The sequence below is a fragment of the Pseudomonas sp. HLG18 genome (genome assembly GCF_051903985.1).
Taxonomy (GTDB): Bacteria; Pseudomonadota; Gammaproteobacteria; order Pseudomonadales; family Pseudomonadaceae; genus Aquipseudomonas; species Aquipseudomonas fluorescens_BT.
The window spans coordinates 2,007,231-2,023,511 of sequence record NZ_CP195831.1 but is presented as its reverse complement, the minus strand read 5'-3'; the positions used below and the strand labels follow the sequence as shown (position 1 = coordinate 2,023,511).

The 16,281-nt window shown below is 61.7% G+C and carries 9 protein-coding genes; 1 reads left to right on the top strand and 8 read right to left on the bottom strand.

All coding sequences use genetic code 11. From position 1 onward, the window contains the following. Positions 1–7 precede the first annotated feature (7 nt). Entirely contained in the window at positions 8–2,326 is a 2,319-nt protein-coding gene (locus tag ACSPX5_RS09260; protein WP_439821511.1) for an ATP-dependent DNA helicase, read from the bottom strand. Further along, positions 2,323–3,975, bottom strand: a complete 1,653-nt coding sequence (locus ACSPX5_RS09255; RefSeq protein ID WP_439821510.1) for a VRR-NUC domain-containing protein — start codon at positions 3,973–3,975, stop codon at positions 2,323–2,325. The genes ACSPX5_RS09260 and ACSPX5_RS09255 overlap by 4 nt, the downstream gene beginning before the upstream one ends. 198 nt (positions 3,976–4,173) lie before the next feature. Here ACSPX5_RS09255 and ACSPX5_RS09250 point away from each other — a divergent pair, with 198 nt between their 5' ends. Further along, positions 4,174–4,398 (top strand): YgdI/YgdR family lipoprotein, encoded by a 225-nt coding sequence (locus ACSPX5_RS09250; RefSeq protein ID WP_085709821.1) that lies wholly within the window; start codon positions 4,174–4,176, stop codon positions 4,396–4,398. A 46-nt stretch (positions 4,399–4,444) separates the two neighbouring features. Here ACSPX5_RS09250 and ACSPX5_RS09245 read toward each other — a convergent pair whose 3' ends face one another. The 6 genes from ACSPX5_RS09245 to ACSPX5_RS09220 all read right to left on the bottom strand — a co-directional run bounded on the left by ACSPX5_RS09245 (position 4,445) and on the right by ACSPX5_RS09220 (position 16,281). Then, positions 4,445–4,819, bottom strand: coding sequence for a hypothetical protein (locus ACSPX5_RS09245; protein ID WP_169430383.1), 375 nt, complete (start codon positions 4,817–4,819; stop codon positions 4,445–4,447). 163 nt (positions 4,820–4,982) lie between these two features. Next, positions 4,983–6,836 carry a polyurethane esterase gene (locus tag ACSPX5_RS09240; RefSeq protein WP_439821509.1) on the bottom strand — a complete coding sequence of 618 codons (1,854 nt, stop codon included), beginning with the start codon at positions 6,834–6,836 and terminating at the stop codon, positions 4,983–4,985. Between the two features lie 151 nt (positions 6,837–6,987). Beyond that, complete coding sequence (locus ACSPX5_RS09235) at positions 6,988–8,676, bottom strand: polyurethane esterase (protein ID WP_439821508.1); 1,689 nt, start codon at positions 8,674–8,676, stop codon at positions 6,988–6,990. A 57-nt stretch (positions 8,677–8,733) separates the two neighbouring features. After that, complete coding sequence (locus ACSPX5_RS09230; RefSeq protein ID WP_439821507.1) at positions 8,734–11,820, bottom strand: autotransporter domain-containing protein; 3,087 nt, start codon at positions 11,818–11,820, stop codon at positions 8,734–8,736. Positions 11,821–11,919: 99 nt separating this feature from the next. After that, positions 11,920–14,871 carry an autotransporter serine peptidase EprS gene (gene eprS / locus ACSPX5_RS09225; protein ID WP_439821506.1) on the bottom strand — a complete coding sequence of 984 codons (2,952 nt, stop codon included), beginning with the start codon at positions 14,869–14,871 and terminating at the stop codon, positions 11,920–11,922. 42 nt (positions 14,872–14,913) lie between these two features. Further along, positions 14,914–16,281, bottom strand: coding sequence for a TolC family outer membrane protein (locus ACSPX5_RS09220; RefSeq protein ID WP_169430378.1), 1,368 nt, complete (start codon positions 16,279–16,281; stop codon positions 14,914–14,916).

Genomic DNA, 16,281 nt, shown 5'->3' with positions numbered 1-16,281 from the left:
GCTTGGCTCAAAGCAGATTCTCAATAACAGGAGTATGCGTCAAACCGGCGGATAGGAAAGCGGCATCTGCATGATCGAGTTGCCACCAGCGCGGCAACAGTTGCTGGATGCGGCTCTCGGCGAAGCGATCGTCGATCAGCATGACCACGCCACGATCCTGCTGGGTGCGGATCACCCTACCGGCGGCCTGCACCACTTTCTGCACGCCGGGGAACAGGTAGGTGTAGTCGTAACCGGCGCCGAAAATCGCCGCCATGCGCCGTTTCAGCTGTTCGTTGACCGGGTTGAGCTGCGCCAGCCCCAGCGTGGCGACGAAGGCGCCGATCAACCGGGCACCGGGCAGATCGATACCTTCGCCGAACGCACCGCCGAGTACCGCGAACCCGATGCCCTGGCTGTGCGCCGTGAACTGATCGAGAAACGCCTGCCGCTGCCCTTCGGCCATACCCCGCGACTGCTGCCAGAGCGTGATCTGTGGATGCCGTTCGGCGAGCAATTGCGCGACTTGTTGCAGGTAGTCGAAGCTGCTGAAGAACGCCAGATAATTGCCCGGACGCTCGCCGAACTGGCGAGCGATCAGTTCGACAATCGGCTCCAGCGAAGCCTGGCGATGGGTGAAACGGGTGGAGATCTGGCTGACGATCCGCACCTGCAACTGTTCGGCGTTGAACGGTGATTCAACGTCGATACACACCGTGTCGGCCGGTGTCCCGAGCAGGTCGGCATAATAATGGCGAGGGCTCAGGGTGGCGGAAAACAGCACGCAACTGCGGGCCGCTCTCAGCCGTGGACCAAGCAGCGCTGCCGGCACCACGTTGCGCAGGCACAGCTGCGACAGCGGGCGTTTGCGGTCGAGGTCGCGCTTGCTGATGTCGAACAGGTAATGCGCATCGAACAATTCCGCGACCCGGCCGAATTGCAGCATCTCGAAGTAGGCATTCTGCAAACCGCTGTCCAGCCCTTGCGGATGGTCGTTGAGGTAATCGCCAATGCTTGCGCTGCACGACGTGATCGCCTGCAGCAGTTTTTCCGGCGCCTTGTCGTAGGCCTGATACGGCGCCAGTTGCGCGTTGTGCAGGGCGTTCCATTCACGGTTGACCCGCTGCAGAGGTTTTTTCAAAGCCTCGGGTGCGGTTTTGCGCACGTTGTTGAATATCCCCTGATCGAGGGTGGCGCTGTACATCTGCCGTCCGCGCTCGATCAGGTTGTGCGCCTCGTCCACCAGCACCGCGACTTTCCATTGATTGAGCTGGGCAAGGCCGAACAGCATCGCGGTGAAATCGAAGTAGTAGTTGTAGTCCGCGACCACCACATCGGCCCAGCGCGCCATTTCCTGGCTCAGGTAGTAGGGGCACACCGAGTGTTGCGCGGCGACGTCACGGATTGCAGCCTGATCCTGCAACTTCAATTGACTGGCGGCTTCGCGCGCCGCTGGCAGTCGATCGTAGAACCCTTGCGCCAACGGACAGGATTCACCGTGACAGGCCTTGTCGGGATGCTCGCAAGCCTTGTCCCGCGCGACCATTTCCAGCACCCGCAGCGGCAGGGTTGCGTCGTGATCGAACAGCACTTGCGCCGAATCCAGCGCCAGTTTGCGCCCCGGTGTCTTGGCGGTGAGGAAATACACCTTGTCCAGCTGCTGCGGCGCCAGGGCCTTGAGCATCGGGAACAGCGTGCCGAGGGTCTTGCCGATGCCTGTGGGCGCCTGGGCCATCAGACAGCGACCGGTGCTGACAGCCTTGAACACCGATTCGGCAAGATGTCGCTGGCCGGGACGGAAACTGTCATGGGGAAAGCGCAGTTGCTGCGCCGCCTGATTACGCGCTTCACGGTGGGCCATTTCCTGCTCGGCCCATGCCAGGAACAAGCCGCACTGCTGTTCGAAAAAAATGCGCAATGCTTCGGCGCTGAAGTCTTCGACCAGACAGGTTTCCTTTTCGCTGACGATATCGAAATACACCAGCGCCAGGTTGATCCGTTCCAGTTCCAGCTTGCGGCACATCAGCCAGCCATAGATCTTCGCCTGCGCCCAGTGCAGTGCGCGGTGGTTGGCCGGTTGTTTGCTCAGGTCGCCACGGTAGGTTTTGACTTCCTCCAGGCAGTTCTGCGCCGGATCGTAGCCATCTGCCCGGCCCTTGACCTTCAAGGTACGAAATTCGCCCTCCAGCGCCACTTCGCTTTGATAGGCGTCATTGCGCCGGGAGGCGACGGTGCGGTGGCCGGCAATGCCTTCCAGTGCGGTGGGTGACGGTGTGAATCGCAGGTCCAGGTCACCGCTCTTGGCGGTGAATTCACACAGGGCCCGTACCGCGATGCTGTAGCTCAAGCGCCCTGCTCCGCCCATTGCACGTAACACACGGCCACCGGCATCTGGTGCGCGTGGCAGAACTCCAGCCAGCGCAGCTGGTTATCCTGCAAACGGTCGCCGGGGCCTTTGACTTCGATCATCCGGTAGGTCTTGTGCTGCGGCCAGAACTGGATCAGGTCCGGCATGCCGGCGCGGTTGGCCTTGATGTCGAGCAGCAGACGATTGAACCAGTGCTTGAGGTGTTCGGCCGGCAGGCAGGTCAGTGCCTGCTCCAGCAGTTCCTCATTGAGGGCCCCCCAGAACACGAACGGCGACTGAATGCCCCACTTGGCGACAAATCGGCTGCGGATGGTGTCGGTGTAGCGGCCGTCGTCAAGTTCGGCCAGGCAGGACTCGAACAACCCGGCGCGGCGAGCGTGGAAATCCTCATGGAGCAAGTCCGCCGGCCCGCGCTGGAACGGGTTGAAAAACGCGCCTGGCAGCGGTGCGAAAATCGCTGGCCAGCACAACAGGCCGAACAGTGAATTGATCAGGCTGTTTTCCACGTAGTGCACGGGGCCTGCGTCTTCATTCAGGTGTGCCTGCACGTGATATTCCACCGACAACGTCGGTTCGAGCCGTGGCAGATGCAGGTCCAGTCGTTCTACAGGTTTTGGCGCGACACGCTTGAGTATCGGGCCGCCAAGTTTGCGCCGCAGGCGTGGCAGCATGCGTTGCAGCCCCTGCTGTTCGGCGGCGCTTTGCGGTGCCTGTTCGGCCACCGCGCCCAGCTCCAGCGCCAGCGCATATTCGCCGCAACGCTCCAGCACCCGGATCATCCGCAATCGCGCGCCGGGATAGGCGCAGTCACGATAAAGACTCAGGGCCAGCGCAAACGCTGCGATGCGTTCGCAATGCTGGCCGATCTGGAACAGCAGCTTGCCGAGCCGACGCTGCAACCACGGGTTATCGAACTGCAGCGTGTTCAACTGCCCGGCAATCGGCTCGATCGCCTCACCCGCCTCGAAGCGCTGCTGGCAATCGTGCAGGAACAGGCAGGCATCAACATCCGCGCGGCTGCGCAGGCCACGGGAATCGGCGCTGAATTCGACCTTTTCATAAGTGAAGATCCCGAGGTCGGCGAGGACGAACTCCGACCAGTCCTGATACAGGTTGCCGAAGAACATCAGGCGAAACCGGTCGCACAGGTCCATCAGTGTCAGGCTGAACAGTCGGTCTGTCAGTTGCGGGCACCAGTCACGCCACGGGCGTACCTCGGGAAACTGTTCATGCAGGATCGGCAACCAGTCGACTTTCCTGCCCTTCGGGTCGTCGATGGCCGGGCCGAAGGCTTGCACAACTTCAGCCTTGAGCAGCAGATCGAACAGCTCCGGCATCGACAACAGCGCCTGCTCGTTCAGCCAGCCATGATCCAGCAACGGTTGCGCGGCTGACGCAATGTCACCGATTTCCGGATAATCGAGCTTGCCCGCCCGAAAATGTACGCCCTTGCGCATCACCATTCGCACCAGCAACCCCTGTGACCCGCGTGGCAGCGATGTGAAGTCGCGGATGAACGCGTGTTCCGTGTCGCTCATCACGTCGGCATAGCGAAGCTCAAGCCATTCAAGCACTTGTCGAAAGTTGTTGAGGTAATAGAACGGATCGTCGAGGGGGCTGGAAGTCACGGTGATAACGGGCCATGGCAAGCGAATACTGGTTATGCGTACAGATACCAGTTCCGCCCCGCCGGGTGCAAACGGAAAAGGATCAATGGCATTCGCGCTTGAGGTTTTTTCGCCAGTCCATCGAACTTTTACAGGCGATCTGGCACCAACCGCGTAAGAGGACCGACACCGGTCGAATTGAATGAGGAAATACCGGTTATGAATTTCAAGACGTTGTTTATGCCGATGACCGTCGTAGCGCTGATGGCACTGGCCGGGTGCTCCACCCCGACGGTGGTGACCTTGCAGAATGGCACGCAGTATCTGACCAAGGACATGCCGAAAACCAAGTCCGAGGACGGCTTTTATGAATTCCGGGATATTTCCGGTGCGAAGATCCGGGTCAAGGCCGACGAAGTGGCCACGGTGCGCAAGGAAGACTGATTGCAACAGCGGAGCTGCCCTTGCGGCAGCTCCCTGAAAGCCGCGATTACTGCGGCAGGGTCATGCCTGGAATGCTGTTGTCACAACTGAAGTAACGTTCACCTCGACGGGCCAGTTCTGCCTGTAGTCGCTGGCAACGCTCGCGTTCCTGCTGTGCCATCCGGTCGATACTGAGGTTGCCGGTGGTTTCCGGTTGCTTGCCGTCGCCCAGACGGATCGTCACGAAGGGTTGTTCCGGCTGGAGCTGAAAACGGCTTTTTTCTTCGACCGGCTCGGTGTTCTCGGTGGGGGCCGGTTTCGGCAAATCATCGGAACTGACGCCGTAGCGGCTCAGAATCGAGCTGTGAGGCAGATCGGCCCAGGCGTTGGCCGACAGCAGCGCCAACCCGACGATACCGATATACCTCTTGAAACCTTTCACGTTTGAATCTCCTGTACTCATTGGCGGCTTGCCCATACATGACGAGTGCGCATGCGATGGCTTTAGTCCGCATTTCCTGTTGTTGCAGGGCTTTGAGTCAGGTAGTGGCCAATGAGTCACTTTTAATAGGGAGAGGGAAGGAATTCCCTCTCCACCATTACCCTCAGGCGATCACGATGCCATCGGCGCTGAGACTGCTCAGCGAAACCCCGACCAGCGTCACCGAGTCACCGCCGAACTTGAGCAGCGTATCCTGCCCCACCGCCGTGGCGTGGGCGCGGAAGTCATCGCCCGGCAACACGCCCTGCACGCCGAGGAACACCAGTTTGTCGTTGCCGGTGAATCCCACCACCCGGTCCTGACCGAACGCACCGCTGAACAGGAACGTATCCGCCCCGCCGCCCGACTCCATCAGGTCATTGCCGGCACCGCCGACGAATACGTCATTGCCCGCGCCGCCGATCAAGTGATCGTTGCCGTCCAGACCGAACAGCCAGTCACCGCCGGTGTGGGCCTTGAGGCTATCGGAGCCACTGGTGCCCTTGACGCTCGACTCGTACTGGGTGACGTTGTTGCCGACCTTCAGACCATCGGCGGTCACGCTGTGGATCACGTCGTCCTTGAACAGCCCCCAAAGGAAACCCGGCTCCTTGGTGACGATGCTGCCGATGTCGCGAGTAATGCTGATGCCGCCGTTGGCATCGCGGATGTACAGGTTGCCGGCGCCGTCGTTGGCGAAGTCGAAGGTATTGACTGACTTCTGCAACTCCAGGGTGTTGTTGCCCGAGCCGCCGAGCAGGATGTTGTAGCCCCCGCCATCGCGGAACGTATCGTTGCCGGCACGGCCCTCCAGATAATCGTTGCCGCTGCCGCCCTGGATCAGGTCATTGCCGTCGCTGCCGATGATGAAGGTACTGCCCTTGTGGGGCTCGGCGTTGCGGTTGAGGTCCTGCACCCAGGTGTTGGCCCGTGCCGGATCCGAGAGGTTGGCGACGATGATCGTCGAGTCTCGACTGGTGAGGTCGTAGAACTTCGATTCGATCACACGGTTCATGCCGTCGCCGTAATCGGTCGGCAGGTGCGAGATCCAGGTCGGAACGTTGACGATCGAGAACGGCAGCACGTTCCAAACGTTCGAGGCGTAGTGGTCGTTGAAGCTGACGATGTTGTCGGTCGCCGACACTTTCGACGCGTCGTGGACGCCCAGCGATGCCCCGGTGAACGTCGAGCCGTCGAGTGCACGGAACACCGGGTCGTTTTCATAGCCGACGTTGAGCACCTTGTCAGTGCTGCTCTGGGTCGGCGAGGCGTAGGCAATGTAGTTGGAGTCCTGGAAGAACCCGCCCCACTTGCTGCCGCTCAAGTCCGCCATGCTGTTGACGGCCAGTCCGCCGAGGCTGTGGCCGCTGACCAGCACGTCCTTGCCGGTGAGCCCGTTGGCCTTGGCGAAGGCCACCACGTTGTTCATCAGGTTGCCGAAGGCTTCGCCGACGTAGTTTTTGGCGTAATCCTTGGGGCCGAAAGCGGCGAGCAGGTCATTGATGGCGTCGGCGATGGAGTCGCCGATCAGGATTTCCCGCGGGCCGCTGGTGCCGCGAAACGCGATGCCGATTTCCGTGAGATGGCCCTGGGCGTCGTACTTGCCGAGGACTTCCACCTGGGCGCTGGTATAACCGGGTTTTTCGCCGAAGAAGGTTCCGCGAACGTCGGTCTTGCCGTCATAGCTCAGTTGCGAAGCGGTGATGGGTGTCCAACCGGCCTTTTTCACGGCGTCGAGGGCGAGTTTTTCCGAGTCGGGGTTCCACGGTACGCCGGGAATCACCCCTTGCGAATCGGTCCCGCCAATCAGCGCGCTGACCAGTGTGGCCGGCAGGCCGAGGCCGAAACCGTTGTGTTGGTAGCCAACCGCGAAACCGTTGTCGAGGTTGTGATAGGAGTACAGCGTGATGGCCATGGCGTCACTGAACAACGCCTTGGAATCCGCTGTGCTGAAGTTCTTGTAGTCATACACACCCATTGCTGTTGCCTCTCTCTTTGTTGGAATTATTCAGAGATAGCTCACAACCAGAACGCCCCTCCCGAGGCGTTCCGGAGCATTTCATTTACAACACTTGTGTCATGCAACCCCAATGGGAACCGTCGCAAGCCGCGGTGGCTCCCACACGGAATCAGGCGAACACGAAACTCGAATCCGACAGATTAGCCACACCCACCCCGATCAGGGTCACGGCATAGTCGCCAATCTTCAGCACGGTATCGGCGCCGGACTGCGCAGCATGTTGCTTGTAGTCGTAGCCCTGCCCTGCGCCCTGAACGCCCATGAACACCAGTTTGTCGCTGCCCTGGTAGCCATGGATCGAGTCAAAGCCGAACGCGCCGCTGAACAGGAAAGTGTTGCTGCCACCCACCGCATTCATCACGTCATTGCCGGCGCCGCCGACGAAGGTCACATGGGCCTTGTCGCTGAACAGGTGGTCGTCGCCGCCCAGGCCGAACAGCCAGTCGCCGTCAGCGGTAGCCTTCAGCGTGTCGCCGAGTGCGCCGCCATTGAGCGAATGGTTGTACTGGGTCAGCTCGGCACCGTTGGCCAGGCCTTTGCCGGTGACGGTCCAGGTGATTTCCTTGCTGCTCCACATCGAACCGGACTCTTTGCTCACCAGCGCGCCGATGTCGCGGGTCATGCTGATGCCGCCGTAGGCGTCGCGCACGTACAGCGTGCCGTCGCCGTCGTTGGCAAAACTGAAGTTCTGCAACGGTTTCTGCAGGTCGAAGGTGTTGTGGCCCTGACCGCCCAACAGAATGTTGAAGCCCCCGTCATCGCGGAACAGGTCGTCGCCGGCGCGGCCTTCCAGGAAGTCGTTGCCCGCCCCGCCCTTGAGCCAGTCATTGCTGTCAGTGCCGATGATGAAGGTGCTGCCGGTGTGCGGCTCACCGCTGCGACCCAGATCCTCGACCCAGGTCTTGCCCCGGGACGAGACCTCCAGATTGGACACGATGATGGTCGAGTCCTGACTGGTGAGGTTGTAGAACCTGGAGTCGATCACCCGGTTCAGGCCGTCGGCGTAGCCCAGGGAACTGTGAGCCGACCAGTTCAACGGGTTGACGATACTGAACGGCACCAGGTTCTGCGCGGTGGACGCGTAGTTGTCGTTGAAGTTGACGATGTTGTCAGTGGTCGAGTCGTGCGGCTTGTCGTGTTTGCCCATCGACGCCGTGCTGAACGTGGTGCCGTCGAGCACACGGAACACCGGGTCATTCTCGAAGCCGATGTTCAGCACGTTGGTGCCGGTGCTGCTCTGGGTCGGCGAGGCGAAGGAAATGTAGTTGGCGTCCTTGAAGAAACCACCCCAGTCGCTCGCGCTCAGTTGCGCCACGCTGTTGACTCCGAGCCCGCCGAGGCTGTGGCCGCTGATCAGCACGTCCTTGGCGGCGATGCCATGGGCCGTGGCAAACGCCGCCACTGACTTGAGCAGGTTGTCGAAAGCATTCTTCGCGTAATTTTTGGCGTAATCCACCGGCCCGATGGCGGCCAGCAGATTGTTCTTCATGTCGCCGAAGGTGTCGCTGTAGCCCAGGCCGCCGGTGCCGCGAAAGGCCACGCCGATGCCGATCAGCTTGCCCGCGGCGTCGTACTTGCCGAGCACTTCGGCTTCGGCGCTGGTAAAGCCGTCCTTCTCGCCGAAGAACGTGCCCTTCGCATCGCTCTTGCCTTGATAACCCAGTGCCGTGGCGCCAAGTGGCGCCCACCCGGTGCCGGGCAAAGGCTGCCCGGTCGGTGTGTAGGCATACAGCGTCAGCGCGATGGCATCGCTGTACAACGCTTTGCCATCGGCTTTCTTGTAATCAAACAATCCCATGTCGTGCTCTCTCTTCCTTTAAAAAGCGGCAGTTCTTTGCCGAACTGCCGCTACACCTTAGAACTGCCAGTCCAGCGTCAGGCCCACACCGTGGTCCTTCTCGTTCGAACCGATCAGTCCGTTGTAGTCCAGGTTGACCCGGACATCGCGATTGAGCGCCAGCCCGGCGCGTACGCCGACCACCGCTGCATCTCGATCCATCGACACACTTTGCACGGTGAACGCACTGTTGCCATTGACGAAGGCCAAGTGGCTGTCGGAATCCACGCTGCTCAGGTTGTGCTGCCAGCCCAGTGTCGCGCCCAGCTCCAGCTGATGTTTGTCCGACAGGGCAAACGTACGCTTGGCGCGAACGCCGAGGGTCGACAATACGGCGTCGCGGTTGTCTTCACCGCCCTTCAGTGCGGCGGCATCACCCTTTTCGGTAAAGCTGTCACTGTTCAGGTGCACGTAAGCCAGATTGGCGAACGGCTCCAGGTTCATCGGCTGCAGACCAAGATCGTAGGCGGCTTCTGTGAACAGTTGTGCGGTGGTCGCATCACGCTTGGTCTTCTGCTTGCCGCTGACGCCCGCGAATTGCAGGTCACGTTTGACGTCGATGCGATGCCAGCTGTAAGCCGCTCCGGCGGTCAGGCGCAGGGCGTCGATCTGATGCCCCAGGTACGTACCCAGGTGATAGCTGTCAATGGACGCCGACGAGTGCGTGCCGCCACCCATGTTCAAAGAACTGTCGCTATAACCGGTAACGAAACCCAGACGGGTATCTTCAGTAATCAGGCCATCGACACCGAGCAACAGTCCGCCAATGGAGCTGTTGGCGTTGGCATTTTCATGGCCGCCGTCGCTCTTGCCCCAGGCACCGAGCACCTTCATCCAGGCGTTGCTGCGATCATCGGTCGGCGCGCCGGCGTCGAACAGATCACGCTCGCGCAGGCGTTCGCCCACGGCATCGCGCAGGTAACGGCTGTCGTTGATCAGCAAAGTGCCAATGGCCGGGTGAATCTCGCCGGACAGTTGCTGGAAAGCGTCCTGCGCCACGGCGGCAGTCGGCGACAGCAGCAGGGTTTCGAACAGCACATTGCCCGCGCCCAGACGTTCGGCGGCGGCACCGACGGCACGCTGATTCGGGGTCAGGCCGACGCTGGCGAACGAATTGCCGTTACGCCCGACATCCAGTTGCACACCGTTTGCCGAGTAATCGAGAGTGCCGCCAAGGAACGCATAGCTGGGCAGGACCTGACCGAAACGGCCCTGGATGCCACCCGCTGCCTGCAGGATGTTGAACTGGCTGCCGAGCAAGGATTTCACCTCGCCGGTGGTCAGCAAGGTCGGACTGTTTTCCAGTGACAGCGCAACGGTCGCGCCCTCGATGGTGGCAGTACCGCCGGCCACGACGCGGTCGCTGCTGGTCGGGGACACTTCCACCGCATAGGTCGAACCCGGTGCGAAGGTCACGTCACCGGCCACGTTCAAGGTCCCGATGGAATTGCCCGGCGCCACAGTGCCGCCGCTGTTGGCAGTCAGCGCGGCGATCCGGCCGTTACCGCCGAGGATGCCGCCGTCATTGACCGTCACCGCCGATTGCAGCGAGCCGTTGATCGCCAGTCGCCCCTGATTGACCAGCGTCGGACCGGTGTAGGTGTTGGCGCCGGTCATCACCAGGGTGCCAATCCCTTGCTTGGTCAGACCGCCATGGCCGGAAATGTCGTTGCGCCAGGTGTCGAGCCCGCAGGTGATGTCGTTACACACGCGTTCGGTGGGTTTGCCTGCATCGATGATCGCGCCGATTCCCGGCAGATCCGCCACGAACTGACCGGAGCCGTAGGCGCCCTGGATGCGGAACTCTTCGGGAATGTCCTGTTCAGTGACGAACATCGCCGGGCCGTCAATGGCCTTGCGCAGGTTGATCATGCCCCAGCCGTACAGGGCGTCGATGCCCGGTGCGCCGAGGTCGGTGGCGGTGGTACGCAATACGCTGGCAACCTGGTCCCCGGACATGTACGGGAAGCGCTCCATCAACACCGCCATGGAGCCGGCCACGTGTGGTGCGGCCATCGAGGTGCCGTTGTAGTTTTTGTAGCCGGTCGTCAGGTTGTCGGCGTTGGTGCCTTCGATGATCGAGCTGTAGATTTTCGTACCCGGTGCCGAGACGCAGAAACTGGCGGTGTAGCCGCAGCGCGAAGAGAACGTACTCATGATGTACGGGTTGGCGCTGGCCAGATCCGGGTTGTTCTGCAATGCGGCGACGGTGATCCAGTTCGGCGCGATGTCCGGCACGAAGTAACCGAGGCCGGCGATGGCGTCCGGGTTGTTCAGGTTGTAGTCGTTGCCGGCTGCGAAAATTGTCACGATTCCGCTGCGAGCGGCGGCGATCGCGCCGTCATATGCGCCACCGGGTTTGGTGCCGAGCAGCGTGCGGATCTCGTTGAACTGCAATTGCGCGTCGTTGACGGTGAAATGCGGATAAGCAGGGTCGCGGCCGCCGCGGTCGAATCGGTCAGTGATGCCGATACCCCAACTGTTGTTGATGATCCGTGCACCGCTGGCGACCAGGGCATCCCAACCGGCCTTGTACACCGCGCCGTCGTTGCCGCGCACAATGCCGTCTTCCGGCCCCGGGTCGCCGTTATCGGCACTGATGATCTGCGCTCCGAACGCTACGCCGTGCATTGGCCCGCCGTCACGGCTACCCGCGGCGATGCCACCAACGTGGGTGCCGTGGGCACCGAGCTTGCCGTCGGAACCGATCGAGGGCGAACCGTCATAACGGAACGCGTCCCCGGCTTTGACCGGGATGTACGGATCGGTGTATTCGCGGATACCGCTGGTGACCAGGGTGACGACTTTGTTGGTCCCGGAAAATTCCGGGTGCGCGGCATATACCGGCTGGTCGAAAATCCCCAGTTTCACGTTTTTGCCGGTGTAGCCGGCGGCGTAGGCGTAGTCCGCGCCGATCGCGCCCAGGCCCCAGTCCGCCTTGAACTCGGCGCTGCGCCAACTGGCCGGGTCCCCTGCCCGACCGCTCTCCACGTAGGGCGCAGCCTGTGCGCTGCCCCAGGTGGCCATGGCGCAGAGCAAGGCACAGTTGAGGGTTTTCAGGCGAAAGCAGCCACCCGATTGCGCGGGGGTGTTGTTATTTTTCATCCAGCGACCTTCCTTAGTGATGTTGCACAAAATCCGTCTATTGAAGTGATCGTCTGATCGTTCTCACGCGGGAGCATGGGAACGATCAGTCACGATCAGTCAGAACTGCCAGTTCAGGCTCAGGCCCACGCCGTGCTGTTTCTCGCGGCTGGCCAGTTGTCCGTTGTAATCCAGGTTCACCCGCACGTCGCGGCTCAGGGCCAGGCTGGCCTGTACGCCGACCAGCGCGGCGTCGCGCACCAGCGGTGAGCTTTCAACGCTGTACGGCGCGCTGCCGCTGGCGAAACGCAAATGTTGTTCGGATTCGATGTCGCCAAGGCTGTGCTGCCAGCCGAGGCGACCGCTGAGATCGAGCTTTTGCGAGCCTGACAGGTTGATCGTCTTGATCGCCCTGACACCGAGGGTGCCGAGCACCGCATCGCGCTGGTCGCCATTGCTTTTCAGCGCGGCAGCGTCGCCTTTCTCGGTAAAACCGTCGCTGTCCAGGTGTACGTAGGCCAGATTGGCGAACGGCTCCAGAGCCAGCGGTTGCAGATTCAGTCGATACGCCGCTTCGCCGAACACCTGAGTGGTGGCGGCGTCGACCTTGGCCTTCTGTTTGGCGCTCACGTCGCCGTATTGCAAGTCGCGCTTCACGTCCGAGCGATGCCAGCTGTAGGCCACGCCGGTGCTCAGACGCCAGTCACCGATAGCGTGGCCGGCGTAGGCACCGAGGTGATAGCTGTCGACCTTGGCCGAAGAATGCGTGCCGGAGCCCATGCTCAACGAACTGTCGCTGTAACCGGTGACCAGACCAATGCGAGTCTGCTCGTCCAGCGCGCCGTCGACCCCTGCCAGCAGGCCGCCAATCGAGGTGCTGTAGCCGGCGGTGTCGTGTCGCGAATCGGTTGTCCCCCAGGCACCGAGGGCCTTGATCCAGCCATTGCTCTGCGAGGTGTTCGCGTCATGCAGGCGTTCACCCAGCGCATCGCGCAACTGGCGGCTGTCGTTGATCAGTACCGAACCGAGGGCCGGGTAGATTTCCCCGCTCAGTTGCTGGAACGCTTGCCGTGCTTCGTGGGTGGTAGCCGACAGCAACAGGCTTTCGTAGACGGCATTGCCTGCGCCCATCCCCTCGACCGCGCTGGCCACAGCCCGCTGGTTCGGGGTCTGGCCGACACTCGCAAAAGATGTCGCGTTGCGTTCGACACTCAGCGTGATCCCGGTGCCGGTGGACGCGAGGCTGCCACCGATAAACAGGTAGTCAGGCACCACAGCGCCGAACTGGCCCTGAATGCCACCGGCGGCTTGCAGAACGTCGTACTGATGACCGAGCAGGCTTTTCGCTTCGGCGGTACTGAGCAAGGTCGGGCTGTTTTCCAGAGACAGGCTGACCGTGGCACCGCTGATGGTCGCCGTGCCGCCGGCGACGATGCGGTCACTGGCCGTCGGTGACAATTCCACCGCATAAGTCGAACCTGGTGCGAAGGTCACGTCGCCGGCGACGTTCAAGGTGCCGATGGAATTGCCCGGTGCCACACGACTGCCGTTATTGGCGATCAACGCGCCAACCCGTCCGGAACCACCGAGGGTGCCGCTGTCATTGACTGTGACCGCAGAGGTCAGCGAGCCGTTAACGGTCAGCAGGCCGCCATTGACCGTGGTCGGACCGCGATAGGTGCTGTCACCGGTCAACAGCAGGCGGCCGGCGCCGGACTTGATCAGACTGCCCTGATACACCCGATTGGCGGCGGCCGCATCCCGGGCCGTGCCGATGGCGTAATCGGTTTGATCCTGCTGACTCGCGCCCGCCGGAACACCGTTCTGCCAACCTTTGGCTTGCAGGGTTTGCTGCCACGCACTGTGTTCGGCGAGGTCTTCGCGCTGACGCTGGATCAGGGCCTTGTCGGAAATGTCATTGCTCCACACATCGCTCTGCCCGGCCGCCAGACGCGCCTCGAACGCGCCGAGCAATTGCCCCGGCCCGCCCATCGCCCGTTTCAGGTTGGCCACGCCCCAGCCGATTCGCTCGCTCGGTGCATCAGTCACCGATCCATCCAGTTGGGTGGCGGTGGTCAGCAGCACTTCCAGCGCCTGCTGATTGCTCATGTACGGGTAGCGCTCCATCACCAGCGCCAGGGCTCCGGTGGCGTGGGGCGCGGCCATCGAGGTACCGGACTTGATCGCGTAGCCACCGTCGGGAATGGTGCTGTCGATCTTCGCGCCCGGTGTGGTGATGCACCAGTATTTGGCGAGGCCACACTGGTTGTATTTTTGCTGATTGCTCTGGTCCAGCCCCGATACCGCCAGCCAGTGGCCTTCCAGGTCCGGCTGAAAATACGGCAGCGCCGAACGCACGCTGGCGTTGGGATAACCGCTGTTACCGGCGCTGAACACGTTGATTACGCCGCGGCGCGAAACATCGGCGGCGGCATCGAGCCAGGTACCCTGGTTCCAGTGCTGGGCGTAAGCGGCATGCAGATCTGCAAGGGTTCGATAACTGACATCCGGTGGCTGACTGCCCCAGCTGTTGTTGATGGCCCGCACGCCGGCATCGGCCAGGGCGTCGTACGCCGCTTTGAAGTAGCGCGGATCGGGATTGGGGCCGAACAGGAAACTGTCATTCTTGTTGGTGTTGCCAACATAGATCTGCGCATTGAACGCCACGCCGTGCATGCCAATGCCATCACGCGAGGCACCCATGGTGCCGACTACATGGGTGCCGTGGGAGTCATTGTTCGGATTGAGCGTGCCGTTGACGCTGAACAGCGAGCCATCGACATAGCTGCCGCGGCTCAACACCGGATGATAACGGTCGCCGGCGAACTCGGGATGGGCGGCGTCGAAACCGGAATCCAGCGCACCGACCTTCACGCCTTTGCCGGTAATACCGGCGGCGTAGGCCTGATCGGCCTGCATCCGGCCCAGGCCCCAGTCGCGCAGGAACTCGGCGGATCGCCAACTGGCGGCGTCGCCGGGCTTGCCAGACTCAAGGTACTGCGCCTGGGCCTGGCTGACAGAAATTGCGAGCAACAGCGTGCCGACCGATGCCGGCTTGAAGCGTACGTCCATGTTCACCACTCGTTTTTGTTGTTTTGTGTAAAAGTTACGGCGTTATTGCGTCCGTGGGCCCTGCCCGAATGCTTCGTCCACCCGCGCCAGATCCTGCTCGCTCAAGGTGCCCGCGTAGTAATGCAACTTGGTCCAGGCCATCAGGTAGTCGTAGCGTGCCTGGGCCAGATCGCGGCGGGTGGTAAATAGTTGTTGTTCGGCGTTCAGGGCGTCCAGATTGGTCCGCTCGCCGCCCAGAATGCTTTGTTTGGTCGAGACCACCAGTGCTTCGGCCGACGCAAGCGCCTTCTGATAGGCACGCAGCTTGTTGACGCCGGACAGGCAGGCACTGAACTGACGGCGCAGTTCGATGAGCGTCTCGCGGGTCTTGCCATCCAGTTCGTATTCGGCCTGTTCCATATTGCGACTGGCCTGACGGGTCGAGGCCGACACACCGCCACCGGCGTACAACGGCACGCTGACTTCGAAACCGATTGTGTTGGTCTCGTAGCGCTGGTTGTAGGTGTTGCCGCTTTCCGACTCGTTCTGGCGCATCGCGGCGTAGGCATTCACTTTCGGCAGATGCCCTGCACGATTGCGTTCGACCTCGTAACGGGCCACTTCCACGGCCTGACGTTGCGACGCCAGATTCGGGTTGTTGCTGATCGCCAGTTCATGCCAGGTGTCGTAGTTGGCCGGCATCAGGGCGAACGTCTGGAAGTTCTGATCCAGGGGCGCCAGGTCAGTGATGTCCACCGCCGGCACGCCCACCAGTGCGCCGAGCTCGCGCAAGGCTGCATCCTGTTCGTTACGCGCCTCGATCTCTTCGGCGGTCGCCAGCTCATAGCGGGATTCGGCTTCGAGAATGTCGGTTCGCGTGCCCTCACCCTGCTTGAACATGTGCTCGTTCTGCTGGAACTGCTGCTCGTAGGCCTTTTTCTTGGCTTGGGCGATGTCGATCTGATCCTGGGCGAACAGGGCCTTGGTGTAGTTGTCCAGGACGCGAACCAGCAGCTCCTGACTCTTGCCGCGAAAGTTCTCGTCGGCAAACAGCGACTGCGCCACGCCTTTGCGATAGGCCGCGTAGGCTTCGTAGTCGAGCAATGGCTGCTGCAGCGTCAGGGTCGAGCCGTAACTGTTGTAGTTTCGCTCCTCGGTACGGTTTCGGGCACGCTCGTCGAGGGAAGTGGCCTTCGAGGTGTTGTGGCCCTTGTTGTAGTTGTAACCCAGTTTTGGCAACAACCCGGCGCGGCCAATGGCCCGATTTTCAAGGCCGGCATCACGTTCCTTGATCGCGCCGAGAAACACCGGGTCGTTGCGTAAGGCCTGCTCGTAGATTTCGAACGGCCCCATGGCTGCCACTGCACTGTTGCCCGCGAGCAGCGCGAACGCTGCCGCCAGCATGGAAAGCTTATTCATACAGCCGAACAT

Coding starts and splice junctions, on each gene's coding strand:
- ACSPX5_RS09250 (WP_085709821.1), top strand. CDS start 4,174: ATGAATTTCAAGACGTTGTTTATGCCGATGACCGTCGTAGCGCTGATG.
- ACSPX5_RS09240 (WP_439821509.1), bottom strand. CDS start 6,836: ATGGGTGTGTATGACTACAAGAACTTCAGCACAGCGGATTCCAAGGCG.
- ACSPX5_RS09235 (WP_439821508.1), bottom strand. CDS start 8,676: ATGGGATTGTTTGATTACAAGAAAGCCGATGGCAAAGCGTTGTACAGC.
- ACSPX5_RS09230 (WP_439821507.1), bottom strand. CDS start 11,820: ATGAAAAATAACAACACCCCCGCGCAATCGGGTGGCTGCTTTCGCCTG.
- eprS (WP_439821506.1), bottom strand. CDS start 14,871: ATGGACGTACGCTTCAAGCCGGCATCGGTCGGCACGCTGTTGCTCGCA.
- ACSPX5_RS09220 (WP_169430378.1), bottom strand. CDS start 16,281: ATGTTCGGCTGTATGAATAAGCTTTCCATGCTGGCGGCAGCGTTCGCG.